The organism is Betaproteobacteria bacterium (assembly GCA_009377585.1).
Classification (GTDB): Bacteria; Pseudomonadota; Gammaproteobacteria; order Burkholderiales; family WYBJ01; genus WYBJ01.
Genome location: WHTS01000035.1, coordinates 29177 through 52838 on the forward strand (window position 1 = coordinate 29177; position 23662 = coordinate 52838).

The window sequence follows — 23662 nt, forward strand, 5'->3', positions numbered from 1 at the left end:
CCGGTGGGTTCGACACGCCCGCCCTCCGGTTACTTCAGCAGCGGCTCGGGTACCGTGATGCCGTTCTCCTTCCAGAACTTGGCGGCGCCGGGATGAACCGGACCGATGTTGCCCTCGAGCGGCGCCTTGCGGTTCAGGTTCGCGCCTTTGAACGCGGTGCTGACCTGCTTCACGCATTGCTCGGAGTAGGCGAGCTTGGTGAACTCGTACGCGATCGCTTCGGGGACGTCCTTGTGTGCGACCAGGAACCCGGCCGTGCCGAACAGCGTCACGTCGGCCTTCTGGCCCTTGTACGTGCCGCCCTTGACGACGTACCTGGAGATGTACGGATGCTTCTCGAGGAACTTGCTTTGCTCCAGTTCCTTGGAGAAATCGACCAGCACGATCGGCTTTTGCGCGGCGATCTCCTCCACCACCGCGGCCGGCACGCTGTTGGCGCGGTTGATCGCGTCGATCTTGCCATCGAGCAGCATGGTGGGATAGTCCTGGTGCGGCAGCATGCGGGTGTTGATCACCTTGCTCAAGCCCGTTTGATCGAGGAAGAGCTTCATCTGCACCGCCGCCCCCGAGCCTGGTGCGCCGATCGCAAACGTCTTGCCCTTCAGATCGGAAATCGTCTTCACGTTCTGGCTCGCCAGCACGACCACGTGATTGGCGAGGATCGGCGTCAGCACCCCGAGCACGCGCCAGTTACGCATCGGCTTGTCGAACGGCTTATCGCCGCGCCAGCCGGTATACATCAGATCGACCTGCACCATGCCGAGCTGCGCCGTGCCGCTGTCGACCCGCCGCATGTTCTCCACGCCGCCGCCGGAGGTGTTCGGGGTGACCCGGATGAGTTTCGAAGCCTCGTTGACGCACTTCGACAATGGCGCGCCGGTCATGTAGTAGCTGCCGGTCACGCCGCCCGTGGGCATCTGCAGCATCGTTTGCGCCTGTGCGGCGCATTGCCACGCCATCGTCAATACTGCGGCGGCGCAGATGCCGATGCGCTTCCGATCCCGTACGGCAAAGTTCATGGATTCCTCCTCCAACGATCGAATGTGACGGCGCTCTTCCCACACGCGCCGGACCGTGAATCTTATACTGTGTTCCGCTGCCGCAGGCTGCGGCGTATTCGGGGTCAGGTCTCCCATGTTGCATGCCCTAGCCGATCAGCCGTGCATGTCGGCGCAAAGGTGCAACGTGGGAGACCTGACCCCAGCAAGGAGCGAATGATGCGAGAAGCCCACCGCGACGCAGTCGAACGGATCAGCGAATCGCGCTTGTGGCAGCGCCATATGGCGATGGCGCAGATCGGCGCCATCGCGGGCAACGGCGTGAATCGCGCCGCGCTCTCGGACGAAGACATTGCCGCGCGCAAGCTGCTGCTCGATTGGGCCCGCGCGCGCAATTTTCGGATCGCGGTCGATGCCGTTGGCAATCTCTTCGTGCGCCGGTCGGGCAGCGATCCCACCGCCGCACCCATCGTGACCGGTAGCCACATGGACAGCCAGCCGCGCGGCGGGCGCTTCGACGGCATCTTCGGCGTGCTCGCCGGACTGGAAGCGCTGGAAGCGATCGACGCGGCCGGGGTGACGACGCGCCGGCCCATCGAGCTGGTAGCATGGACCAACGAGGAAGGCGGCCGCTTCCAGCCCTGCACCATGGGCTCGTCGGTGTACACGGGCGCACGCAAGCTCGAAGACTTTCTCGACGTGCGCGACAACGGCGGAACGGTCTTGCGCGAGGCGCTGGCCAGGACGCTTGCCGCCACGCCGGAAGCCAGCGAGCGCGCGCTCAACGCGCCGGTGGCCGCCTACATCGAAGCGCACATCGAGCAGGGGCCGCTGCTGGAGCGGCAGGAGAAGACGATCGGCGTCGTGACCGGCATTCAGGGCCTGCGCTGGTTCAATGTCGAGGTGTTCGGCAAGACCGATCACGCCGGTACCGCGCCGCTCGCACTGCGCCAGGATGCCCTGCGCGATGCCGTTGCCATCATCAACGCGATCGCCGAGCTGGCGCACGATCCCACCGACATCACACGCTTCACCGTCGGCCGCATGCTGGTGACGCCGAATTCGCCCAACTCGGTCGCGAGCCACGTGTTGTTCTCGGTGGACTTGCGCCATCCCGATCCGGCGACGATCGATCGGCTGGGCCGGAGCGTCGAGCCGCTCGCGCGGGCGGCGGCCCGCCAGTGCACGGTGAAAGTGACGCCGACATTGCACGACGATCCGTGCGTGTTCGATGCCGGCGTCGTCGATGCCATCGAGCGCGCCGCCGGCGAACTGCAACTTGCGCACATGCGCCTGCCTTCCGGGGCGAGTCACGATGCCAATTACATGGGGCGCGTGTGCCCGACCGGCATGATTTTCGTGCCGTGCGAGAAAGGCATCTCGCACAACGAGGCGGAGAACGCCAAGGCTTCGGATCTCGCCGCCGGTGCACGCGTGCTGACGGCGGCGCTGCTGGAGCTCGCCGAGCGCTGAGATTAGCTGCGGCTCACGAGCGCAATCAGCCGCGCGAGCGTGCCGGGCGCCTCGAACGAGCGCAGCGACTCGAACAGCGGCCGGGTATCGCGCCCCAGCACCGGCTCGACCAGCCCGGCGAACTTGGCTTCCATCCCCTCCCAGCTCATCGGGTTGCCGGGATTGCCCAGTGCGAGCGGCACGTTCGCGCGCACGCTGCGCCCATCGGCGAGCTCGACCTCGACGAAGCCTTCGGTCAGCTCGGTATTCGGCTGCACGACCAGCTCCGACTTGGCGACCAGCGCTCGCACCTTCGGATCGCTCAGGCGCGCCTCGGAGAAGTCGCCCTCCACCGCGGGATAGCCCGAAAGTGCGAGCGCGGTGCAGTACGCGACGCTGAACTTGCCTTCGAGCGGCGACTTCGGATCCGCGCGCGATGCAACCCGCAAAGTCATGGGAGAAGCGCCCAGCACGACGCGGCGAATGGCCTCCGCCTCGACCTGGGTGCTCAGCGCCCGGCCGGCGTCCACGCACGCATGCGTCGCCTTGCAGCAGGCGTAAGGCTTGTAGGCGTTGCGCAGCAACGCGAGCCCGTCGGTGAACGGCTCCGGCTCGATCGCAGCCGAGCGATCCTGAACCAGTGCGCCCGAAAGACCATCCGGCGCATCGAGCAGATGGGTCGCGGCCTCGAATCCTTCGCCCGCCAGATCGGCCGCGAGGATGCCGTCCATCGCGGCCTTGCCGAGATGGAACGGCTTGCTCATGGTGCCGAAGGATGCGTTGAGCCCTCCGGCCGTGGTCGCCGCCACGCCGAGCGCATGCGCGATGCGCGTTCGATCCAGCCCCAGCAGCACGCACGCTGCCGCCGCGGCGGAAAAGCGCCCGAACACCGCGCTCGGATGAAACCCGACATGTTGCAGCTTGCGCCCGAACCCGCCCGCGCCCAGCCGGGCCGAGACTTCGAACCCGGCGATGAACGCGGCGAGCGCTTCCTGCTCGCTCTTGCCGTAGTGCTCGGCGAGCGCCAGCGCGGCTGCCCAGGTCGGCGCGCTGATGTGTCCCGCGCCGTCCATGTGGGTATCGTCGTAGTCCATGCAGTGCGCCATGGTGCCGTTGACCAGGGCCGCTGCCGCGGGCGCGACCGCGGGGCCGAGCAGGATGTGCGCCCGCCCGCCGGTATTCCACTTCTCGGCGACGCGGCGCGCGACCCGGGCTGCCGGTTCCCGGGCTGCGCCGAGCGCCACGCCGACCCAATCGACCAGGCACATCTTCGCCGCTTCGAGCACCTCCGGTGCATGCTTGCGCTCCGGCGTGGCCGCGATGAAGCTTGCCGCCGCATCGCCTATGGGTGTGTGTTGCGCCATGTTGCTCTCCTGATCGTTGAACGCATTGGCTGCCGATGACCAATGCTAAGGGCGAAAGCCGCGCGGCAGCAAACCGCGAGCGCTCCTTCCGTCAAGAGACCACATCCTGATATCGCGCCGGCTACGCCGTACGGAAGATTGCCCGATCACGGGCGCAGTACATCGTCTTCGGCGCATCGATCGTTGCGCATGCGTGCACATCCGAGTTCGGTAGCTTATGCTTGAGGTAAGCAGCTCGAGCCCCGGCCGGAGTCATGCACGCTGCGGCTTCATCGCCGCTCGGCGTGATCGAAAACTGGGCGTGATCGAAAATCGACTGGGATTGAAAAGGGAGGAAGCAGCATGAAGCTCGCAGTGGCTGGGTCAGGAGTGCTTGCCGCAGGTCTACTCGCCGTTTATTCGGCACCCGCGCCCGCGCAGAAGGATTATCCGAATCGCCCCATACGTTACATCGTGCCCTACTCGCCAGGCGGCAGCACGACCTGGACCTCGCGCCTGGTCGGCCAGCGCTTGACCGAAGCGTGGGGTGAGCAGGTCATCATCGACAACCGGCCCGGCGCGAGCACCATGATCGGCACCGACTTGGCGGCGAAGTCGAAGCCCGACGGCTACACGCTGATCTACATCGGCAGCGCATTATGCGCGAACGCCACCCTGATGAAGACGCCCTATGACGCCATCAAGGACTTCGCACCCATCGCCACGGTATCGAGCTACGAGAACGTGATGGTGGTTCATCCATCGCTACCGGTGAAGACGGTCAAGGAGTTCATCGCGCTGGCCAAGAAGCGGCCCGGCGAGCTCAACTATGCCACCTCGAGCCACGGCGGATCGACCCATCTTGCGGCGGCGCAGTTCAACCTGGTCGCCAAGATCAAGACCACGCAGATTCCCTACAAGGGTGGCGGACCCGCGGTGATCGACCTGCTGGGCGGCCAGGTGCATTTTTTCTTTTCCGTTCCGGTGAACGTCGTCGCTCACGTGAAGGGCAACCGACTGCGCGCGCTCGCGATCACGGGTAGCGAGCGCGTCGGCACCCTGCCCGATGTGCCGAGCTTCGCCGAGATCGGCATGCCGGAAGTAGCGCTGGCAACCTGGCAGGGTCTCGGCGCACCCGCCGGCACGCCGAAGGAGATCATCGACAAGATCGCGGCCGAAGTCGGCAAGATGGTCGCGACGCCGGAAATCAAGGAGAAGCTGGCGACGCAGGGGTTCGAGCCCTATTTCAACGGTCCCGAAAAGACGGCCGCGCTGGTCAAGCAGGACATCGAGCGCTTCGGCAAGATCATCAAGGAAGCGGGCATCAAGGTCTTGCACTGAAGCGGGGCGCCGGCATCGATCACTTGTTATTGACGCCGGCCGCCGGCGTCAAGCATTTGAATTGACGCCGGTGGCCGGCGTCAGTCGGCCGGCTTCCACTCGCCGCGCTCTTCGAGCACGCGCTTCAAGGTGCGCAAGCCCTCGACCGTACAGGGTGCGCCGCCGTAGGTGGCCATCTGGAACACGACCTCGGCAACTTCCGCCGGCGTGGCGCCGCAGTTGAGCGCCGCACCGGCGTGAATCGCGAGCTCTTCCTGGTAGTTCAACACCGCGAGCGCGGCCACGGCACACAGCTCCCTCTGCTTCTGCGACAAAGTTTCGCGCGCGTACAGCCGGCCGACGTAGAAGCGGGAGAACTCGCGCGCGAGCTGCGGATTGAAATCGCGCCATAGGGCGTAAGCGCCTTCGCCGCGCTTCGGTTTGCCGAACAGCCGCTGCGCCGTGCGCCGCGTCAGCTCGTCGTGGTCCTCCTCGCTCATCGTCGTCCTTTCGCTGGGGCCATTGCGCCTTCGACAGTCGTGCCCTTCTCGCAGCGCCCCGCTATATCTGGGGAATATGCGCATCCTTGATCACCTGCGCCCAGCGCGAGATTTCGCCACGAATGAACCGATCGAACTCTTCCCGGCTCGTGGGCGTGATCTCGGTGATCAGTTCGCTCAGGCGCTGTCGCAGCTCCGGGATGCGCAGTATCGAAGCGACGTCGGCGTTCACCTTGTCCAGCACCGCCGCCGGCGTGCCGGCCGGCGCGCACACGCCGTACCATGAAGTGACTTCGTAGCCGGCAATACCGGACTCCTGCATCGTGGGTACGGACGGGAGCGGCGCGGCCCGTTTGGCACTCGTGACCGCAAGGCCTCTCAAGCGCCCGCTTTGCACCGGAGCTATCGACTGAGGCAGATTGGACACGTTGAGGGGAACCTGCCCGCCTATCGCATCGGTCAATCCTTGCGACCCGATCTTGTAGGGAATGTTGACCATATCGATCTTCGCCGCCTGCTTGAGCAGCTCGATCGAGAGCTGCGGCGAGGTGCCGACCTGCCCGGAGCTGTAGCTGAGTTTGCCGGGCCGAGCCTTGGCATAGGCGATCAGCTCCTTGACCGATCGTACCGGCAAGGAGGGGTGGCTGAGCAGAATATTCGGCAGGCTGCCGATTTGCGTGATCGGCGCGAAGTCGCGCAGCTGATCGTACGGCATCTTCTTGAACATCGATACGCCGATTGCATTGGGCGCGATATTGCACTGGAGCAGCGTGTAGCCGTCAGGCGGCGACTTGGCGACGAATGCGCTACCGAGCACACCGGCCACCCCTGCGCGGTTCTCGACAATCACCTGCTGTCCCCACAATCGGGTCAGCCGGTCGGCGATCAACCGCCCGACGATGTCGGGCGAACCGCCCGGCCCGAATGGAACGACGTAGCGCACGGGTTTGCTTGGAAAATCCTGTGGCCACCCGGCAGCAGAATACATCCAGGCCGCCGCAGCAACCCCGAATGCCAGTCCCCGAGCTCCTCCTCTCACACCGCACATATCACGCACCTCCGTCGTAAAGGTACCGCCGTTTCGCGCTCACGCGCCGAAAGTGAATTGGCTTCCGACGTTCGAATACACCACCTTCTGCGGCAGGCTTGTGCGCAGCATTGCGATGAACGCTTCGCCGGTGCAATGCATCGGGACGATCACGTCCGGGTTGATCCGCTCGAGCTCCTGCAGGGTGTGCTGGAGGTATTCATTCGGCGAAGTGCCGAGATGGAAGCCGCCGATGACGGCGTGGACCTTGTCGACATTGGCCGCAGCCATCGCGCTGCGCACGCTATTGATGATGCCGGCATGGCCGCAGGAGGAGATCACCACGAGCCCGCGGCCCTTTACGATGTAGCAAGTGGCGTGCTCGTCCGGATGCTGGTCGCGCACGAGCTGGCCGTTGCGCTCGGCCTCGCTGTAGTGGTCCTCCGCCACCCAGGAGCCGCCGGTCACTTGCTCGAAGGAGGTGCGCTCGATGTAGCCGGAGGTGAATGCACCCTCGAGCGCGCACGGCTTCGGACAACACACTGCGGCGACGTTCTTCGACTGCAGCGCTGCGCGGTCCACCGCGCCCCACAGCACCGTCTCGCCACCCTCCTTGAGCCACTTCGGCCGAAAGATCGTCTCGCCGCCGACGTAGAGCGCAAGGTCGTCGCGCATCTCGCCGCGATGCTGCCGCACGAAGCCGTCGAGGCCGCCGAAATGATCGCGGTGGCCATGGCTCAGGATCAAGCCGCTGATTGCGGCCGGGTCGATGCCCAGGAGCTCGAAATTGCGGTTGATGATCTCCGGCGTGTAGCCGAAGTCGAGCACGTACTGCGCCTTCGCACCCTCCTTCACCGAGGCGAGATGCAGCGACAGCCCCCATTCGGCGGCGAAAGTCATGTCCGGACGGCCGGGGATGCGCCCGACGTGCTCGATGCGCACCTGCGGGTGTGAGGCCTTCGGAAGAAATCGCTCGTAACGCGAATCGACCACGACGCGTATGGACAGCGCATCGACGACGGGCGCCTGGAAGGCCATGGGAGATGTGCTGACGCTGGCGCCCCTGGCGCCCGGAACACGCTCTATGCCCATGTGCAGGTCCTCGTCGAAAGTTGCGTGCGGCGTCAGTGTACGACGATCCGAGTGAGACAGGCGCGCGCCGGGGGAGCGGCCGGGTGTTCGCAAAACCTGACCCTCATCCGAGCTTGCCCCTCATCCGAGCTATGATTCATGAGTCCGCGCTGTACCGGCGAAAGAATTGCAACGGAAATTTTCGGGAAGAGATCGAGCTATGAGCGGCCTACCACTGGAAGGAATACGCGTCGTTGAAATGGGGCAGATCGTGGCCGGGCCGACCGCCGGCCTGCTGCTCGGCGATATGGGTGCCGATGTAATCAAGGTGGAGCCGCCCGATGCCGGCAAGGATAGCCGCATGGGCAACAGGCGCAACGGCCCGTTCTATTACTTCAACCGCAACAAGCGCGGCATCGTCATCAATCTCGCCTCGGCCGAGGGGCGTGAGGTGGCGATGCGCCTCATCGAGCGCGCCGACGTGCTGATCGAAAACATGGCGCCCGGCTCGATGGACAGGCTCGGTCTGGGCTATGCGAAAGTGCGCGAAGCCAATCCGCGTCTCATCTATTGCAGCCTCAAGGGCTACTTGAAGGGCCCGTATGCTTCGCGGCCGCTGATGGACGAGCCCGGGCAGATGGCATCCGGCCTGGCCTTCATGACCGGCCCGCCCGGGCAGCCGATGCGGGCCGGCGCATCGGTGGTCGACATGGGCGCCGCGACGTATGCCGTGCTCGGCGTGATGGCTGCGCTCATGCAGCGGGAAAAGACCGGAAAGGGCCAGCACATCACCGGTGGGCTGTTCGAGACGGCGCTGTTCTACGTCGGCCAGCACATGGCCACCGCACAGTTCACCGGCGAGCCGTCGCAGCCCATGCGTGCACAGCGCCACGCCGGCAAGCGTAACGGCACTTCAATCTATGATCTCTTTACCTGCAAGGACGACAAGAAGGTTTTCATCGGCATCGTCAGCGACGGGCAGTGGCGGCGGATATGCCCCGTCTTCGGCATGGAAGACCTGGCCGCGGACCCGAACTACGACCACAATCCGGGCCGGGCCGAACGTCACGACATCCTGATGAGGCGTATCGGCGACGTGTGCGCGCGCCACACGCGCAACGAGATCGTCGACATGCTGGACGCCGCAGACGTGTGCGTGGCGCCGCTCCACTCGCCGTCCAGCGTGCTCGAGGAAGACCCGCACGTGAACTCGGAGAGCCGGACGCTGCCGGTTCAGATCGGGGACAAAGCCGGTCGCTTGCCGCCGATGCCCTACGAGAGCGACGCGTACAGCTTTTCAGTGCGCTACTCGGCGCCGAAAGAGCCCGGCCGCGATACCGTCGAGATTCTGCACGAGCTGGGCTATTCGGATGCGGATGCGCAAAAGCTCGCGGCAGGCGGCATCGTGCGCGGGCCGGGATTGGAGTAAGCGTCGGAGCAAAAAGCGCGCTCCATCCCCCCTCTCCCTCCGGGAGAGGGGCCGGGGGTGAGGGAAATCCGACAACGACCCCAAGCTCTCAGCGTCCCTTGAAGACTGGCTTGCGCTTCTCGCGAAACGCCAGCCGCCCCTCCTTCACGTCTTCGGTGTGATGCACCTTGTTGAGGAGGTTCTCCTCGTATTCCGCGTGCGTCTCGAGCGAGACGCCCATCGCGTGGTAGACCGCCTGCTTGGTGAGCTCGATGGTGATCGACGGGCCGCTCGCCAGCCGTGTTGCGAGCTCCATCGTGCGGGCCATGAGCTGATCGTGCGGCACGACCATGTCGGCGAGGCCGATCCGCACGGCTTCTTCCGCCTTCACCTCGTCGCTCAGCCAATGCATGAGGAGCGCCCGCGACGTGCCCACCAGATGGGGCAATAGCCAGGTCGACGATTGATCGGGCAGGATCGCGCGGCGGATGAATGCCGATACGAAGCGCGCCTGATCCGAAGCGATGCGCACATCGCAGGCGAGCGCCAGCGAAAATCCGCCCCCGGCCGCAACGCCGTTGACCGCGGCCAGCACGGGTTTGCGCATGCTGCGAAAGCGCCCGATCCAGCCGAAGCGCGATTCCTCGATGTCCTGCCGGCTCGGCGGGACGTCCGAGTGCGATTGCCCGACCATATCCGCACCGGAACAGAAACCACGGCCCGCACCCGTGAGGACAAGCACCTTGGCGTCATCGTCGTCGTTCACGTCCTCCAGGATGCGTTTCAGGCCCAACCGCAGCGCGGGCGAGAGCGCGTTGAGCTTCTCCGGGCGATTGAGCGTGAAGGTGACCACGCCGTCCTTCTTCTCGACGATTGCGTCTTCGTAGCCCTCGTAAGGCGTCAGGTGGGCAAATCTTCGGGACATCGATAGCTCCTGCTGACCTCGGTATTGTTTTCGATGACGCCGTCGTGAGCGAGTCAATCGGCCCCGGTGCGCGCATCCGACGATGCTCGCAGCAAGCGAGCCGGAAGGCAAGGCGCGCGAACCATGAGAGTCATTCGCTGGAGTGAACAACTGCGCGCGATGATTGAGTTAACGACCGTCGTTCCCGTGGAAACGGGAACCCAGGACAACACTGAATTTTCTGGGCTCCCGCTTGCGCGGGAGTGACGAAGAAGTGCTTGATCAGGATCAGGCTTCGGCCGCGGACGTTTGGGCGAGCATCCGGCCGCGATCGGGGATCCGACCGCTCTCGCCGGCCAGCCGCAGCGCCTTCCAGAATGCGGACTGGGTGTGTGGAATGCGGAAATCCAACCCGTTCTGGCCCGTCAACGCCAAAGGATAGGAGTTACGACGCCCGCTCGGCAAGCACGCCGACGGGCATCTCCGGCGATCACGACCCGCCATTGGCTTTGCGGCAGCAGGAGGGGCGGTCCGCCCATCTCGCCCAGTTGACGATGCGGGAGGGGCACGGAATACTGCCCACGGCAATCCGAGCCGTCCTCCGACGGCGTTTTCCGAAAGCTCCGACCATGCTGATGATCAACAACCAAGTCGTCGCCCAGGTGCTCGACATGCGCGCATGCATCGAGGTGCAGGAAGCCGCGTTCGCCGCGCTCGCGCAGCGCAAGGCCATATACCGGCCGCGCATCGATACCTACGTTCCGTGCGACCGGCCGGACGGCTACTATCGCTTCGGCACCGTCGAGGGCGCGAGCGGCGGCTACTACGCTGTACGCCTGAAGTCGGATATCGTGCACTTTCCGCTAGGCCCGGGCGGGAGCCAGTCGGAGAACAAGTACTGCATCGAGCCCGGCACCTTCTGCGGCCTCGTGTTCCTCTATAGCTCGGGCAACGGCGAGCCGCTCGCGCTCATGAACGACGGTCACCTCCAGCACATGCGCGTGGGCGCGGCGGCAGGCATCGGCACCCGGCTCCTCGCGCGCGAGGATTCGAGCACCGTCGGCATGCTCGGCTCCGGCGGCATGGCCCGCACCTTCCTCGAAGCCTACGCGGTCGTGCGCAAGATCAGACAGGTCAAGGTCTACAGCCGCAACCCGGAGAACCGGCGTCGGTACAGCGAGGATATGTCGCGTCTGCTCGATGTCGAAGTGATACCCGTGGATTCTGCGCGCGAGGCCGTCCGGGGCGCGGATATTCTGTCCACCTGCACCGACAGCATCCTGCCCATCGTCGAGCCCGACTGGCTCGAGCCCGGCATGCACGTCGTGAGCCTCAAGTCGCAAGAGATCTCGTCGGCGGCCGCGGCACGCTTCGACGTGAAAGTGCAGCAGGGCAACGAGGAGATCGACCTGCCCGAGAGCGAAACCTTCCGCCGTGACGTGAGCGCCGGCCGCGGGGCTTTCGTGCTCGGCACCGACGAGCAGCTGAGCGTGCTGCCACGAGCCAGGAAGGGGCTCGAGCTGAAGGAATGGCCCGTTTACACGGATGTCATCACGGGCAAGGCGCCGGGACGCACTTCCCGGGACCAGATCACGCACTATCGCACGATCGGCAACTGGGGCGTTCAGTTCTCTTCGGTCGGTGGCCTCGTCTATGAACGGGCGAAAGCCGCCAGGCTGGGCCGCGAATTGCCGACCGAGTGGTTCCTGCAAGACATCCGCAACTGACGGCGAGGCCGCAGGCGCCCAGGAAAGGTCTAAGTCGTGGCGAACGCAGGCATCACTTCGCGCGCGAAGCGGTGCAGGCTGCGCCGACCCCGTTCGCCGCCACCGGACCCGCCGCCGTTGATCAGCAGATAGCCGGCGCCGGCCTCGCGCAGCGCCTCGATCTTCCGCGCGATTTCATCCGGCGTGCCGTAGATGGCGCTGTTCAGGTTGATCTCGACTGGATCACCGTCTGCGCGATCCGGCCCGCCGAGTACCCTGCCATCGGGTGTCGTCGCGAGCTTCAGTTGCCGCAGCCGGTTGGCCAGCCGTCGTTCCAGCGCTTGTTCGCGTTCGCGCGCATCTTCGGTAACGAAGAAGGCGCGGGTGATACCGACCCGCCTGGGGTCCCATGGCTCGCCCTTCGCCTCTACAGCGTCGCGGAAGATCGCGATGTTGCGGGCAACATCGGCCGGCGAGGAGTATTGACCCAGAAGCAGATTGAAGCCGCGGTGGGCGACATCGCGAATCGAGCGTTCGTTGCCGGCGCCCATCCAGACTGCCGGATGCGGTTTGCGGAACGATTGCGGCTCGACGACGATGTCCTCGAAGCTCCAGTATTTTCCCTTGTGCGAGAAGCGTTCGTTCGATGTCCACGCCTTCAGGATGACGTCGATCGATTCCTCGAATTTCGCCCGTGCCTCCTCCATGGCAACATCGAAGCCGACGAATTCGTTGTAGCGATAGCCGGTGCCGATACCGAAATCCAATCGGCCGCCGGACAACAAGTCGAGTGTGGCCGCCTGCTCCGCCAACAGCACCGGGTTGTGCCAGGGCAACACCATCACGGCGGTGCCGAGCCGTAGTGATTTCGTGCGAGCGCCCAACCAGGTCAGCAGGTTCAGCGTGGCGGAAACCTGACCGTAGCCCGTGAAATGGTGCTCCACGCAGAACGTGCTGTGAAAGCCCAGTGCCTCGGCCTCGATGTTGTATTCGATCCAGTCGTGGTAGCCCTCGGTGCTGTCGAACTCACCGCTGCCCCGCCGTGCCGAGCCGCTGCCGAACAATCCGAACTGCATGAAACTCTCCTCGTAACGTTAGCGGCACGTCAGGTCGAGCGGGTCCGGCCGACGCGCAGATGAAGCACGCCCGCTGAACGCCTCGCTTGCCGCAGGACCCACGGTGATTGCCCAGAGCCTCGCGCGGCACGATTTCAGGCGCAAGTCGAACAAGCGTGAACCGTTACCGGCAAGCGCGAGCGCGACCGAGCCAAGCTCGCCGATGATACCCCCAAGCCCTGGGGACTACGATTGCGGCAGAGCCGTCAACCCGACGCGGGCTCCATCATCCCCTGTTGCAGCAGCGGCACGGCCTGCGGCGAGGTGACGAACCGGATCAATTCCCTGGCCGCCTCTTGCTCCCGTGAGACCGCCATGACGGCGATGGCGAACACGACGTATTCGTGCAGCTCGCCCGGGAGATCGCCCACGTAGTCGGTGCCGGCAACCGGCTTGCTCACGTTGATCTGCTGGATCGCCATTTCCGTTTCGCCGCGCGGGCGAAGATCGTGCTGGAACCCTCCAGCACCAAGCCGCGCCTGATGATGTCGTTCATCGGCTCGCCGTAGAGCACCATCAGGTCGGCGGGCGCGTTGGAGGCCAGGGTTCGCTCGAACGTCGCCGAGCTCTCCTGAGTGACGATCAACTTGTGGCCGGTCAGTCGGGTGAACGCGGGGGCGAGCGCGTTCCATGCCGACGTCGTTCCCATGGATGCTCGGACGACCAGTTCAGTCATAGCGCATAGGGCTTTCGAAAATCGTTTCTCGGTTGGCACAGCGTATCGGCGGCGCCTTCGGCGGTCAATAGCCACTGCGATAGACTCCGAGGCTGCAACGCCAACGAAACCACTCAACGCAGAGGAGCCCGCCCATGCCGATCATCGATTCGCAGGTCCACGCCTATGAGGCGAACACACCCAAGCGGCCTTGGGCTAGCGTCCCGAATTGGCCCGAGCACGTAACGGGAGACGAGATGGTGGCGGCGATGGACAAGGTCGGCGTCGACGGCGCGATCTTCGTCTCCCCGTTTGCCATGTACCGCTACGACGCCAGCTATGCCGTCGAAGTGCAACGGGCCCATCCCGGCCGGTTCGCCCTCGTCAAACCGGTGAACCCGGATGATGCGGCGGTGGCCGATGTCATCGCCGACTGGAAGCAGACGCCGGGCACGGTCGGCATTCGCATCATGATGCGGAAGGACGTGGGGCGCGACGCGAACGACCCGGGCTTCGACCGCATCGCGCGCGCAGCCGTCCGGTACGACTTCCCCGTCAACCTGTCGTGCGCCGGCAACCTGGACGCGGTCGCAACGCTGATCGACCGTCACCCCGACACGCGATTCGTGATCGACCATATGGGCCTCATGCAGCCCCGCACGCCGCCCGCGCCGGCGCAACCCTGGGCGGACCTGCCGAAGGTGCTGGCCCTCGCCAAGCGCCCGAACGCGGTGATCAAGGTCAGCGGCGCCTGCACGCTGGCACGCGAACCGTATCCCTTCCCGGACATCTGGGACCCGCTTGCGCGCGTGTTCGATGCCTGGGGGTTCGACCGCTGCCTGTGGGGCACCGACTGGACCCGCGCCTTCGCCGTCGTCAACTATGAGCAGTCAGTCGAACCCTTCCGCCAAACCGATCGGCTCAGCGACAGTGACCGGGCCATGCTGATGGGCGGTGCCTGCACCAGGGCGTATGGCTGGTCGCCGCAGAAAGGTCAGGACAAGCGTTCATGACGTTGTCGCGAACGGGCATGGTGTCCGCGCCAATCTACGATCTTCCCCGCCCGTCTGCTCGCGCGCGAATGGCTTGCCGTGTCTATTCCGCGCGAATATTGCGCTCGCGGATCACCCGGCGCCACTTCTCCAGCTCTTTGCCGAGGAATTCGGCGTACTCGCTCGGCGAGCTCGCGATGGGATCCAGCCCGCCCTTCTCGAAGCGCGCCACGACCACCGGGTCGGCCAGCGTCTGGCGCAGCTTGCGGTTGAGCAGCTCAACGATCGCCGGCGGCGTGCCTTTCGGCGCGAGCAGCCCGTGCCACCCCGAGAATTCGAATCCGGGCACGCCCGCTTCGGCTACCGGCGGCACGCCAGGCAGCGCCCTGGAAGGCTTCAAGCTGCTGACGCCGATCGGCCGCAACCGATTCGCCTCGACCATGCGCGCGCTCTGCGGGACGTTGGAAAAGCCGACTTGGACCTCGCCGGAAACCACGGCAGCCAGCGCCGGCCCTCCGCCCTTGTACGCCAGCGAAGTGGTGCTCGCATCCGAAGTCGGCGGCACCGTGCACGTGCGCGCCGGGCGCCTGAAGCTTGCCCCCGGCGCGGTGATCCATGGGGACTTGTTCGCCTATGGGCCGCAGCCGCCCGAAATCGCACCCGAGGCAAGAGTCGAGGGGCAGGTCAGATATCAGGCGCCGCCGGACGATAGCGCGCCCGCTGCGCTCGGTTGGCTGTATGGCTGGCTGCTCGGCTTCCTGGCGTTGTTTGCGCTCGGCGTCGCCGTGCTCGCCGCATCGCCTTCGTGGAGCACGCGCGTGGCTGAAAAGATCAGACAACGCATCGGAGCTGCGCTCGCATCCGGCGTGGTCGCACTGCTCGTCACGCCGCTGCTCGTGCTGTTGCTCGCGGTCACGATCGTTGGCATCCCGTTGGCGATTGTCGTGCTGGCGCTGTATGTCGCGCTGCTGCTGTTGTCGGGTGTGTTCGTCGCGCTGCGCATCGGCGCCTGGGGCATGTCCCGATCGGGCCGCGCCGACGCATCGCGCCATGCGCAACTTGCAGTCGGAGCCTGTGCGCTGGCTCTGCTCGCCGCATTACCCTGGATCGGCTGGATCGCATGGCTGCTGGTGCCGATGGTTGGATTCGGCGCACTGCTGCTCGAGCGGCGCGATGCGTGGCGGCACCGCGCGGCGGTTTAAGGATAGCGCGCTTCGTTCAACGCGCCCGGCTATCGCGTAGGCTCCGTTGCACGGACACGCAATGCTGAACGCAACTGCCGGCCGAGCACGAGCCGGCTAGTAATACGTACCCGGCGTCGAGCCGCCATCGATGGCAATGCTCTGGCCCGTGATCGCCGCTGCATGCGGCGAGGCGAGGAAGAGCACCATCGGCGCGATGTCCGACGGCTCGACCAGACGGCCGATCGGGAACCGCGCGACGAAGCTCGCCTCGGCCTTCTCCTCGCTCACGCCGAGTTGCTTCGCCCGAGCGGCGCGGCGCGCCGGGTAGCGGTCGGTCTTGGTGAAGGGCGGGTGGACGATGTTGGCCGTAATGCCCTCGGCCGCCACCGTCGTACTGAACTGCTTGACGAAGGCGACCAGCGCCGAATTGCCCAGCGCGCTGGGCAGGTTGGTGGCGCCGGCATGGCGTGCGGCGGCGCCGCCGATGCAGATGACGCGGCCGCGCGGCGACTTGCGCAGGTGCGGCAGTGCGGCGCGGCAGCAGCGCATGTAGGCCAGCGTCTTGCCGTTCAGCCGCTCCATCAGCCCGTCGTCATCGAGCGTCTCGATGTTTCCGCTGATCGCCGTCGAAGCGTTGTTGACCAGCACGTCGAGCCCGCCGAACGCGTCGATCGCCGCCTGCACCGCGCCCGTACACCCTGCGGCGGTGAAGAGATCGACCGCGACGGCCATCGCCTTCACGCCCTTCGCCGCGATCATCGCTTCCGCCTCCGCGAGCGCCGCTTTGTCGCGGCCACAGACGGCGACGTTCGCACCTTCGCCCGCGAAGCCGAGTGCGATCGCGAGGCCAATGCCGCGATTGCCGCCGGTGACCAGCACCGATTTACCGTTCAGATCGAGATCCATTTCCGTCTTCTCCCCTTGCTCCACCGTGCGCGCGACATGCCGCACGAGCCTTACCCCTCACCGCGGACGATCAGGCATCGAGCCGACGCCGTCAGTCCACCGCCGCGGGTTGTGCCGCAGCCATCGTATAGGAAATCGGATGCGAGTAGAATTTCCGCGACGCTTATCCAGGGGTACGCCACCATGCCGCTCACCCTCGAACGTCCGGCTTTCGACCTCGAACCGCTGTCCCCAGTCCTCGGCGCCTCGATCGTGGGCCTGGATCTGCGCCAGCCGCTGCCTGAGACGACCAAGCGCGCGGTCTACGACGCGTTCGTCCGCTATCACGTGCTGTGCTTCCGCGATCAGCATCTGGATCAAGAGCAGCAGATCGCCTTCACCGAACAGTTCGGTACGCTGGAGCGGCACGTGGCCGGCAATCGCGGCACGGTCAACCCGCTGGTGCATATCGTCACGAATCTGGGCGCCGACGGCAAACCGAGCGGCAAGGTCGCCTCGACCCAATGGCATTCCGACAAATCGTTCCGACCTCAGCCGTCGCTTGCGACGATTCTGCATGCGCTGGTCATGCCCCCGGATGGCGGAGAGACCTGCTTCGCCGACATGATCACCGCATACGAGGCACTGCCGGAGGCCGAGAAGACCGAGCTCGAGGGCGTCCGCGTCGTGCACAGCTGGGAGATCTCCCAGGCCCGCGCGGGTATCAAAGTTCCGCCGGAAGAGATCGCCGATGCGCCGCCCATGTCGCATCCACTGGTGCGCACGATCCCGGAAACCGGCCGCAAGGCGCTCTTCATGGGGGAACGCGCCGTCTTTCTCGAAGGCCATCCCGAGGAAGTCGGCCGCGCCCGCCTGGAGAAGTTGACCGCATACGCGATCCAGGAGCGATTCGTCTATCGCCACACGTGGCGCCCGGGCGACCTGCTGATGTGGGACAACCGCTGCCTCCTGCACCGCGCCAACCCGAATTTCGATGCCGCGCGCTTCCCGCGGGTGCTGCAGCGGACTTGTCTGCGGGGTAGCGCACCGGCTTGAACTTGGAAAAGGGGACGCACACAATTTTTTCAGTTCCCTGACCGCCCGTGCGGCCGGAAATTGTGTGCGTCCCCATTTTCGTCCGCATTGTGAGAAGACCGCCATGGCTCGCGACTGGATGATCGAAGGCAAGTACATCGAATATTGCAGCTGCGACCTCGGCTGCCCGTGCGAGGCCATGGGCGACCCAACCCAAGGCCATTGCACTGGCTTGGTAGGCTTCAAAATCGACCAGGGCCATTGCGACGGCGTTGCTTTGGACGGCCTTGCGGTCGTCGCCACGTTCTACTTCCCTCGCGCCATTCACCATGGCCAGGGGGTCATGCACCCGATCATCGACGAGCGTGCCAGCGACGCACAGAGGGACGCGCTGTTCTATATCCTGTCTGGCGAGGACCAGCCGGCCGGCACCATGTTCCAGATCTTCTCCGTCATCATCGAGACGATCAAGGATCCGATGTTCGCGCCCATCACCTTCGATTGGAACCTGGACAAGCGGCGCGCCCGCATCGAGGTGGCCGCTGCGGTGAGCGCGCACAGCGAGCCGATCCGCAACCCGGTCACCGATACCGAGCATCAGATGATTACGGTATTGCCGAACGGCTGGGTCTTTCACGAGGCCGAGAATGTCGCCGGCTTCGCCAAGGGCACCGGCCCGATCAAGTTCGACCTGAACCGCCGCCACAGCTCGATGGCGCACGTTGCCTGGGGCCCGCAGGGCCTCGTGCATAGCTACCAGGAGTACAAGCAGAAGTTCGGCCGGCCTTAAACCAGGATGGGCGCGCAGGCACGCTTGCTGGAAGCCGTGCTGCAGCGCGACCGGCTGGTGCTGGTCGCCGGGCTGGTTTCGATCGTCGCCTTGGCCTGGGGCTGGCTGCTGGCCGGAGCCGGAATGGAGATGAGCCCCGTCGCGATGACGGGGATGGCCGGAATGGACGGATGGCTGATGCAGCCGGCGGTGTGGACGCCAGCCTATGCCCTGCTGATCTTCGCGATGTGGTGGGTGATGATGGTGGCGATGATGCTGCCCAGCGCGGTGCCGATGCTGCTGCTTTTCGCGCGCGTCAACCGGAAGGACAAGGCGGCCGGCGCACCGCTGCTGCCGACCGCCTTGTTCGCCACTGGCTATCTGCTCGTCTGGGGCAGCTTTGGTGCAGTCGCTACCGCGCTTCAATGGGGCCTGGAGTCGGCCCGCCTGCTATCGCCAATGTTGGAGACGACGAGCCATTGGCTGGGCGCCGGCCTATTGATCGCAGCCGGCTTGTGGCAACTGACGCCGCTCAAGGCGATGTGCCTCCGCCACTGCCGCACGCCCCTCGGCTTCCTCATCGGTAAGTGGCGCGCAGGCAGGCTTGGCGCGCTGCGCATGGGGCTGGAGCACGGCGCTTATTGCCTCGGCTGCTGTTGGTTCCTGATGGCGCTTCTGTTCTTTGGCGGCGTAATGAACCTGTACTGGATCGCTGGCCTTGCGCTCTATGTACTGCTGGAGAAGACCATTGCGCGTGGCCACTGGCTCGGGCGCATCGCGGGGATCGTACTGGTCGCATGGGGGCTTGCGCTGGCGATTCAGGTGCGCTGAGAAGTTGCCCAGCTACTGCTTAATCAGGATAGTGCTTTTCCAGGAACTCGGACCTGAAATTCTGTGGCGGGGTGGAAACGTCGGGCCGACCTTCAGGCGTAAAGTCCATGAGATTCCAATACACCCACACCGTGTCGACATGATTCGACATCGTTTCCGTTCCCCAGAAATGAAAAATCTTTCCGTCCTGCTTCCTGAATACGTGCATCACCGGCCATTGCATGTCATCGGAGTCTCCCTGACATTTGTAATCGGCTTGATAGGAGGAATTCGATCCGGAAACCAGATCGATCTGCGACCATCCGCGTTGTTTCGCCCACGCATTGATTCGATCGGCCGGGGCCTTGGCAATTGCGACAAACGCGGCGTCTCGAGTGACCGAGTACCAGGCGCGATCGAACCCGTCGACCAGCGAGGTGCAAGAAGGACAGGGATTGTCCCAATTCGGACCGAACATGAACGAGTAGAGCAGCAGCGTATTTTTGTCCGCAAACAGCTCGGAGAATTTCACGCTCTTCCCCACTTTCCCATCGTTGGCCCATTGGAAGACACTATCTGGCGGCCGGGCCATGACAGTGGCCTCGAGTGGAATTTTCAGGTTCCGCAGCAGGACACCGGCTAACGGCGGACAAAGGCCGGGCGATCGATCTCGACGCCGTTGCGCTCGGCGATGGCATAGAAGTAGGCCGCTTCCTGCATGTCGAGCAAGACATCCTCGCCGCTGCTGTAGAGATCGCCGAGGGTCTTGGCCGCCGCGCCGTTCCCGTCCTTGGCGAGTTGGCGCAGGCGGCGGACGGCTTCGCTGCTCCTGCCTTGGTTGAGCAGCGCCATCGCGCGCTCGTAATTCTGGATCGCGGCGGCCTGGGCGGCTTCTTCCTTCTGCCGCGCCAGCGCCAATTCGCGGTTGCGCTCGGCCTTCAGCGCTTCCTCGTTCTTGCGCTGTTCTTCGGCCAGGCGGGCCGCCTCGCCACCCTTTCGCTGCTGCTCCCCTTGCCCCGCCTGGCGCGCCTGCCATTCTTGCTCCAGTTGCGCCAGGATGGTTTGTGTTTGCATTCGAAGTGTGCCGATGATCGGGGCGAATTGCGGCCGAGTGGCATACCAGAGGCCGCTGCCTACCAGCGCTGCAGCCAGCACCAGAGCGATCGGCAGCCGCGGTGGCTTGCGCGCCGCGCCGGAGGCGAACGGATGCGGAGGCTCGGGCACGGCCTGCGTGTGCGCGGGTTTCGCGGCACGGCGCCGAGCATGGATCGGCCCGGTTACGGCTTCGAGGTGCGGAAGGTCGACCGTGGCAAAGGCGGGCTGCACCATCACGCTCGGGAACAGGTCCATCGCGGGCGTCACGTCGTTCGCCTCGTCTTCCGGGAGCATGAGCTTCGGCTCTTTGGCATCGATGCGCTGCAAGTGCCGCTCGACCTCGCGTTGCCTGTGTGCCCGCGCTTCCGCGTGTACAGGTGCCTCGGTTCCGTGGCGCGCCTCGGCTTCAAGGCGGTTCATACGGCGGCGAGCCAGCGGCGCGAACCGGCTTCCCGGAAATAGCCGCAGGAAAGTTTCGAAATCATCCGCCTCGGTGCTGTCCTTGATCTCCTTCCAGTACTCGAGCTCGACTTCCAGGGAGACACTGGCGGGGTTCGAGCCACCGTCGCCGGTCACACTCGCGCTGGCCGTGGTCGTTCCTTGCCCGCAACCAGGGGGTGGCATGGCATCCCGGCCGTTCACCGGCAAGGCCCAGTCGTTGAGCACGAAGTCGACGCCGGCGCCGACTGATTCGCCCGTGGCCGCCTCGCGAAACGCTTCGGCAAACTCGCGCGCGGTCGCGAACCGGTCCTCGGCACGCTTCGCGAGCGCCTTCATCGTCACGGCGTCGAGCGCCCGCGGGATGTCGAAGTTGATCTCCGACGGAGCGATCGGATCCTGCAGGAGGATCTGGTGGATGAGCGGGTAGCCGTTGCCGGTGAACGGCCGCTCGCCCGTGAGGAACTGGTACAGGATGACGCCGGCGGAAAAGAGGTCCGAGCGGCCAGTGACCGGCAGCCCCTGGTGCTGTTCCGGCGACATGTACGCCGGCGTGCCGATCCGCGCCCCGACCTGCGTCATCGTCGACGACTCGATCCAGGCCACGCCGAAGTCCGCGACTTTCACGCGGCCCTCGTCGGTGATCATGATGTTGGCGGGCTTGATGTCGCGGTGGACGACTCCGTTGCGATGGGCGTGGTCCAACGCATCGAGAATGTCGCACACGATGCGCACGATATGCGTGAGCACGAAGCGCTGCTGCGATTCGAAGTACTTCCTGAGCTCGTTGCCCTTGATGAACTCCATCGCGATGAAGGCCAGGCCATCATCCTCGCCGTAGTCGTGGATGGAGACGATGCCCGGGTGATTCAGGCGGCCCGCGGCCTGCGCCTCGCGCTTGAAGCGGCCGAGCAATTCTGCTGCCTCGCGCGGGTCCATCGACTCCTTCGCGATCGTCTTGATGGCGACGCGACGCTCGATGACGGGATCGAAGCCGTCATAGACGATCCCCATGGCGCCCTTGCCGAGGGTGCCACGGATTTCGTATTTGCCAAGCTTCTTGAGCGCGACTGCTGCCATAAGGTCGAAGTGTTAGTGTCTGCTGAGAGCGACACGGGTGGGCGCAAGCTTGGGAAGCACGCGAGATGCCTGCGGCGCCGCAGGCGCATTATTTTTCGCCGGGTTGGCGATGTCAAATCGCGCGTTCAGTGGTTTGTGTGCGCCGCACCGACGCCACCAGTGGCCCCTGCCCAGGATCAGGACGCGACGTTGCGCCTCTTCCGGCGGCTGGGCATTCGTGCGGTAGTCCTTCCCGATCTCGCGATCTCGCGGAGTCAGTTGGCGCCGATGAAAGCCGGAACCTTCCGCTTGAACCCCGCCAAGGCCTCCACGAGCTTGAAGCGCGTGGGGAACGGAAAGGAGATGTGCTTCTGGATGATCGCGTCGCGCACATACTTCTCGATCGGCATGCCCTGGACGATGCCCATGCCGCCGAAGAGCTCGATGCCCTGCTCGGTCAGCCGCTGCACCGCCGTGCCCGTGAACGCCATCGCCATGTACTCGTAGGGCTGGTCCGGCACACCGCCCTCGGCGATCGCTTCGGGGTGGTCCTTCAACCATGCCGCGGTCCAGATCAGCCGCCGCGCCGCCTCGAGGTTCATGGCCATGTCGGCGAGGTAGAGGCCGACCGCCTGGTGCTTGATGATGAGCTTGCCGCCGGCGGTGCGCTCCTGGCAATACTTGAGCGTCTCTTCCAGCGCCGCGCGCCCGAGGCCGAGCGTGAGCGAGGCGATCGTCATGTGGGTGCCCATGTCGGTGCGGCCTTTGGGCGACGGCGGCATGATGAAGCCCTTCGGCACGCGCACGTCGTCGAAGAAGATTTCCGCGTTGTCGCCAACGCGCCGACCCATCTTGTGCAGCGGGTGGCGCACGAGCCCCTTCGAGTCACCCTCGACGAGGAAAGCGCGCGGCCCGGCGGGCGTCTGCGCGCCGACGACCAGCAACTTCGCAAGGTAGCCGACGGTCTGGAAGTTCTTCGCGCCGTTGATCAGCCACGAGCCGTCGGGCTGCTCCACGGCCCGCGTCTTGTACTTCGCGTCCTCCGGCGTCTCCGTGAAGTAGTCGAAGCCGAAGTCCGTGTCCGGCTCGTGGATGCAGACCGTGGTGAAGAACAGCTCGTCATCGAGGAACTTCGGCAGGAAGTACGCCTTCTGCTCGGGCGTCATGCGGATCTCGAACCAGTCGCGCGCGCGCCGCGCCGTCAGCATGAAGTAGTAGGCGGTGCCGATCTCGCCGGCGGCCAGCTCCTCGGCGACGAGGCAGGTGGTGAGGTGGTCCGACATGCCCGAGCCGCCGTTCTCCTCCGACAGCACGAAGGTGCGAAAGCCGAGCTGCGAGCCTTTCTTCAGCAGATCCCAGGGCACGCGCTTCTCCCATTCCGGTTCCTTGTCCAGCCCCATCGCAAAGGGCTTGATCTCCTTCTGCGCAAAGTCCCGCGCGAGCTTCTGGAACTGGCGCTGCTCTTCGGACACTCGGACGTCGAACATGAATACCTCGATAGATGACGGATGGAGCTCTCAGGGTTCGCGCAATGTACACCATGTTCCGGCCAGGCGCCGGTGCCAGGCTGGGCCGGGGCGCCGGCTTTCAATACGTGGACGCGACGGCCGTCCCCAGTCGCCAGCGCGAGCAAGCGACGGGTGAAGAGCCTCGCACGCCGCGGAATTCCTCATTGCGCCGCACTCATCCGTCATCCTTCAGGCGCTGCCTCGCATCCGGCGGCTCGCGTCCGGTGTTTCGCGTGCGGTGACGCGCGTTGACGGCGGCCGCGCCCCGGCCTAGGCTCTAGTGCAGTGTTTCATTCTGTTTAGAACTTAAGCGGCTATTGGCGCGAATGACCTTTTGCAGGATATCGCGAGCGCTCTTGGTCCAAATGAATGGCTTGGGGTTGATGTT

23 protein-coding genes are annotated in these 23662 nt (G+C 65.1%); 9 read left to right on the plus strand and 14 right to left on the minus strand.

What is annotated here, in order from left to right:
- Nucleotides 1–29: 29 nt before the first annotated feature.
- Complete coding sequence (locus GEV05_13325) at nucleotides 30–1136, minus strand: TAXI family TRAP transporter solute-binding subunit (GenBank protein MPZ44361.1); 1107 nt, start codon at nucleotides 1134–1136, stop codon at nucleotides 30–32.
- Between the two features lie 78 nt (nucleotides 1137–1214).
- Here GEV05_13325 and GEV05_13330 point away from each other — a divergent pair, with 78 nt between their 5' ends.
- The gene (locus GEV05_13330; GenBank protein MPZ44362.1) at nucleotides 1215–2471 is read left to right on the plus strand and encodes a hydantoinase/carbamoylase family amidase; all 1257 of its coding nucleotides are present in this window, start codon (nucleotides 1215–1217) and stop codon (nucleotides 2469–2471) included.
- A 2-nt stretch (nucleotides 2472–2473) separates the two neighbouring features.
- Here the strand turns inward: GEV05_13330 and GEV05_13335 are convergent, their stop codons facing one another.
- A complete protein-coding gene (locus GEV05_13335) occupies nucleotides 2474–3814 on the minus strand; it encodes an MmgE/PrpD family protein (protein MPZ44363.1) in 1341 nt (446 codons plus the stop codon).
- A gap of 342 nt (nucleotides 3815–4156) precedes the next feature.
- Here GEV05_13335 and GEV05_13340 point away from each other — a divergent pair, with 342 nt between their 5' ends.
- Nucleotides 4157–5134, plus strand: coding sequence for a tripartite tricarboxylate transporter substrate binding protein (locus GEV05_13340; protein MPZ44364.1), 978 nt, complete (start codon nucleotides 4157–4159; stop codon nucleotides 5132–5134).
- 80 nt (nucleotides 5135–5214) lie between these two features.
- On the opposite strand, the gene GEV05_13345 is transcribed toward GEV05_13340, so the two are convergent.
- From GEV05_13345 to GEV05_13355, 3 genes are read right to left on the minus strand one after another with little or no spacing between them, the layout of a single operon-like run.
- Nucleotides 5215–5697, minus strand: a complete 483-nt coding sequence (locus GEV05_13345) for a 4-carboxymuconolactone decarboxylase (GenBank protein MPZ44365.1) — start codon at nucleotides 5695–5697, stop codon at nucleotides 5215–5217.
- The gene (locus tag GEV05_13350; GenBank protein MPZ44366.1) at nucleotides 5675–6661 is read right to left on the minus strand and encodes a tripartite tricarboxylate transporter substrate binding protein; all 987 of its coding nucleotides are present in this window, start codon (nucleotides 6659–6661) and stop codon (nucleotides 5675–5677) included. Before GEV05_13350 ends, GEV05_13345 begins: the two co-directional genes overlap by 23 nt.
- Nucleotides 6662–6700: 39 nt before the next feature.
- On the minus strand, nucleotides 6701–7732 hold the full coding sequence (locus tag GEV05_13355; protein MPZ44367.1) for an MBL fold metallo-hydrolase: 1032 nt from the start codon (nucleotides 7730–7732) through the stop codon (nucleotides 6701–6703).
- A 199-nt stretch (nucleotides 7733–7931) separates the two neighbouring features.
- Between GEV05_13355 and GEV05_13360 the strand changes: the two genes are divergently transcribed.
- Nucleotides 7932–9140, plus strand: coding sequence for a CoA transferase (locus GEV05_13360; protein MPZ44368.1), 1209 nt, complete (start codon nucleotides 7932–7934; stop codon nucleotides 9138–9140).
- 88 nt (nucleotides 9141–9228) lie between these two features.
- Here the strand turns inward: GEV05_13360 and GEV05_13365 are convergent, their stop codons facing one another.
- Nucleotides 9229–10044, minus strand: coding sequence for a hypothetical protein (locus tag GEV05_13365; protein ID MPZ44369.1), 816 nt, complete (start codon nucleotides 10042–10044; stop codon nucleotides 9229–9231).
- A gap of 608 nt (nucleotides 10045–10652) precedes the next feature.
- On the opposite strand from GEV05_13365, the gene GEV05_13370 reads away from it, so the two are divergent.
- Nucleotides 10653–11750, plus strand: coding sequence for an ornithine cyclodeaminase family protein (locus GEV05_13370; protein MPZ44370.1), 1098 nt, complete (start codon nucleotides 10653–10655; stop codon nucleotides 11748–11750).
- A 29-nt stretch (nucleotides 11751–11779) separates the two neighbouring features.
- Here GEV05_13370 and GEV05_13375 read toward each other — a convergent pair whose 3' ends face one another.
- Nucleotides 11780–12805: an LLM class flavin-dependent oxidoreductase gene (locus GEV05_13375; GenBank protein MPZ44371.1), complete on the minus strand. Its 1026-nt coding sequence runs from the start codon at nucleotides 12803–12805 to the stop codon at nucleotides 11780–11782.
- A gap of 245 nt (nucleotides 12806–13050) precedes the next feature.
- Nucleotides 13051–13476, minus strand: a complete 426-nt coding sequence (locus tag GEV05_13380) for a hypothetical protein (GenBank protein MPZ44372.1) — start codon at nucleotides 13474–13476, stop codon at nucleotides 13051–13053.
- 178 nt (nucleotides 13477–13654) lie between these two features.
- On the opposite strand from GEV05_13380, the gene GEV05_13385 reads away from it, so the two are divergent.
- Nucleotides 13655–14512: an amidohydrolase family protein gene (locus tag GEV05_13385; protein ID MPZ44373.1), complete on the plus strand. Its 858-nt coding sequence runs from the start codon at nucleotides 13655–13657 to the stop codon at nucleotides 14510–14512.
- Nucleotides 14513–14594: 82 nt separating this feature from the next.
- Here the strand turns inward: GEV05_13385 and GEV05_13390 are convergent, their stop codons facing one another.
- Complete coding sequence (locus GEV05_13390; GenBank protein MPZ44374.1) at nucleotides 14595–15104, minus strand: hypothetical protein; 510 nt, start codon at nucleotides 15102–15104, stop codon at nucleotides 14595–14597.
- Here GEV05_13390 and GEV05_13395 point away from each other — a divergent pair.
- A complete protein-coding gene (locus GEV05_13395; GenBank protein ID MPZ44375.1) occupies nucleotides 15028–15693 on the plus strand; it encodes a hypothetical protein in 666 nt (221 codons plus the stop codon). The genes GEV05_13390 and GEV05_13395 overlap by 77 nt on opposite strands.
- A 96-nt stretch (nucleotides 15694–15789) precedes the next feature.
- Here the strand turns inward: GEV05_13395 and GEV05_13400 are convergent, their stop codons facing one another.
- Nucleotides 15790–16581, minus strand: a complete 792-nt coding sequence (locus GEV05_13400) for an SDR family oxidoreductase (GenBank protein MPZ44376.1) — start codon at nucleotides 16579–16581, stop codon at nucleotides 15790–15792.
- Nucleotides 16582–16617: 36 nt separating this feature from the next.
- On the opposite strand from GEV05_13400, the gene GEV05_13405 reads away from it, so the two are divergent.
- The 3 genes from GEV05_13405 to GEV05_13415 are packed head-to-tail and all read left to right on the plus strand — an operon-like array spanning nucleotide 16618 to nucleotide 19195.
- Entirely contained in the window at nucleotides 16618–17616 is a 999-nt protein-coding gene (locus GEV05_13405; protein ID MPZ44377.1) for a TauD/TfdA family dioxygenase, read from the plus strand.
- The gene (locus GEV05_13410) at nucleotides 17555–18385 is read left to right on the plus strand and encodes a DUF1326 domain-containing protein (protein MPZ44378.1); all 831 of its coding nucleotides are present in this window, start codon (nucleotides 17555–17557) and stop codon (nucleotides 18383–18385) included. The genes GEV05_13405 and GEV05_13410 overlap by 62 nt, the downstream gene beginning before the upstream one ends.
- Before the next feature lie 6 nt (nucleotides 18386–18391).
- Nucleotides 18392–19195: a DUF2182 domain-containing protein gene (locus GEV05_13415; protein ID MPZ44379.1), complete on the plus strand. Its 804-nt coding sequence runs from the start codon at nucleotides 18392–18394 to the stop codon at nucleotides 19193–19195.
- A gap of 19 nt (nucleotides 19196–19214) precedes the next feature.
- Here the strand turns inward: GEV05_13415 and GEV05_13420 are convergent, their stop codons facing one another.
- From GEV05_13420 to GEV05_13435, 4 genes are all read right to left on the minus strand, one after another.
- Nucleotides 19215–19766 carry a DUF899 domain-containing protein gene (locus GEV05_13420; protein ID MPZ44380.1) on the minus strand — a complete coding sequence of 184 codons (552 nt, stop codon included), beginning with the start codon at nucleotides 19764–19766 and terminating at the stop codon, nucleotides 19215–19217.
- Nucleotides 19767–19813: 47 nt separating this feature from the next.
- Nucleotides 19814–21787: a protein kinase gene (locus tag GEV05_13425; GenBank protein ID MPZ44381.1), complete on the minus strand. Its 1974-nt coding sequence runs from the start codon at nucleotides 21785–21787 to the stop codon at nucleotides 19814–19816.
- A 254-nt stretch (nucleotides 21788–22041) separates the two neighbouring features.
- A complete protein-coding gene (locus GEV05_13430) occupies nucleotides 22042–23253 on the minus strand; it encodes a hypothetical protein (GenBank protein ID MPZ44382.1) in 1212 nt (403 codons plus the stop codon).
- A 298-nt stretch (nucleotides 23254–23551) separates the two neighbouring features.
- A partial coding sequence (locus tag GEV05_13435; GenBank protein MPZ44383.1) for an IS630 family transposase occupies nucleotides 23552–23662 on the minus strand: 111 nt, incomplete at its 5' end.

What these genes read in the sequence shown, in the direction of transcription:
- GEV05_13410 (MPZ44378.1), top strand. Translation starts at nt 17,555, where the DNA reads ATGCCGCGCGCTTCCCGCGGGTGCTGCAGCGGACTTGTCTGCGGGGTA.
- GEV05_13325 (MPZ44361.1), bottom strand. Translation starts at nt 1,136, where the DNA reads ATGGGAGACCTGACCCCGAATACGCCGCAGCCTGCGGCAGCGGAACAC.
- GEV05_13370 (MPZ44370.1), top strand. Translation starts at nt 10,653, where the DNA reads ATGCTGATGATCAACAACCAAGTCGTCGCCCAGGTGCTCGACATGCGC.
- GEV05_13420 (MPZ44380.1), bottom strand. Translation starts at nt 19,766, where the DNA reads ATGGCCCGGCCGCCAGATAGTGTCTTCCAATGGGCCAACGATGGGAAA.
- GEV05_13360 (MPZ44368.1), top strand. Translation starts at nt 7,932, where the DNA reads ATGAGCGGCCTACCACTGGAAGGAATACGCGTCGTTGAAATGGGGCAG.
- GEV05_13345 (MPZ44365.1), bottom strand. Translation starts at nt 5,697, where the DNA reads ATGCGCATATTCCCCAGATATAGCGGGGCGCTGCGAGAAGGGCACGAC.
- GEV05_13375 (MPZ44371.1), bottom strand. Translation starts at nt 12,805, where the DNA reads ATGCAGTTCGGATTGTTCGGCAGCGGCTCGGCACGGCGGGGCAGCGGT.
- GEV05_13335 (MPZ44363.1), bottom strand. Translation starts at nt 3,814, where the DNA reads ATGGCGCAACACACACCCATAGGCGATGCGGCGGCAAGCTTCATCGCG.
- GEV05_13380 (MPZ44372.1), bottom strand. Translation starts at nt 13,476, where the DNA reads ATGGAACGCGCTCGCCCCCGCGTTCACCCGACTGACCGGCCACAAGTT.
- GEV05_13430 (MPZ44382.1), bottom strand. Translation starts at nt 23,253, where the DNA reads ATGTTCGACGTCCGAGTGTCCGAAGAGCAGCGCCAGTTCCAGAAGCTC.
- GEV05_13385 (MPZ44373.1), top strand. Translation starts at nt 13,655, where the DNA reads ATGCCGATCATCGATTCGCAGGTCCACGCCTATGAGGCGAACACACCC.
- GEV05_13350 (MPZ44366.1), bottom strand. Translation starts at nt 6,661, where the DNA reads ATGTGCGGTGTGAGAGGAGGAGCTCGGGGACTGGCATTCGGGGTTGCT.
- GEV05_13415 (MPZ44379.1), top strand. Translation starts at nt 18,392, where the DNA reads ATGGGCGCGCAGGCACGCTTGCTGGAAGCCGTGCTGCAGCGCGACCGG.
- GEV05_13330 (MPZ44362.1), top strand. Translation starts at nt 1,215, where the DNA reads ATGATGCGAGAAGCCCACCGCGACGCAGTCGAACGGATCAGCGAATCG.
- GEV05_13355 (MPZ44367.1), bottom strand. Translation starts at nt 7,732, where the DNA reads ATGGGCATAGAGCGTGTTCCGGGCGCCAGGGGCGCCAGCGTCAGCACA.
- GEV05_13425 (MPZ44381.1), bottom strand. Translation starts at nt 21,787, where the DNA reads ATGGCAGCAGTCGCGCTCAAGAAGCTTGGCAAATACGAAATCCGTGGC.
- GEV05_13405 (MPZ44377.1), top strand. Translation starts at nt 16,618, where the DNA reads ATGCCGCACGAGCCTTACCCCTCACCGCGGACGATCAGGCATCGAGCC.
- GEV05_13365 (MPZ44369.1), bottom strand. Translation starts at nt 10,044, where the DNA reads ATGTCCCGAAGATTTGCCCACCTGACGCCTTACGAGGGCTACGAAGAC.
- GEV05_13340 (MPZ44364.1), top strand. Translation starts at nt 4,157, where the DNA reads ATGAAGCTCGCAGTGGCTGGGTCAGGAGTGCTTGCCGCAGGTCTACTC.
- GEV05_13400 (MPZ44376.1), bottom strand. Translation starts at nt 16,581, where the DNA reads ATGGATCTCGATCTGAACGGTAAATCGGTGCTGGTCACCGGCGGCAAT.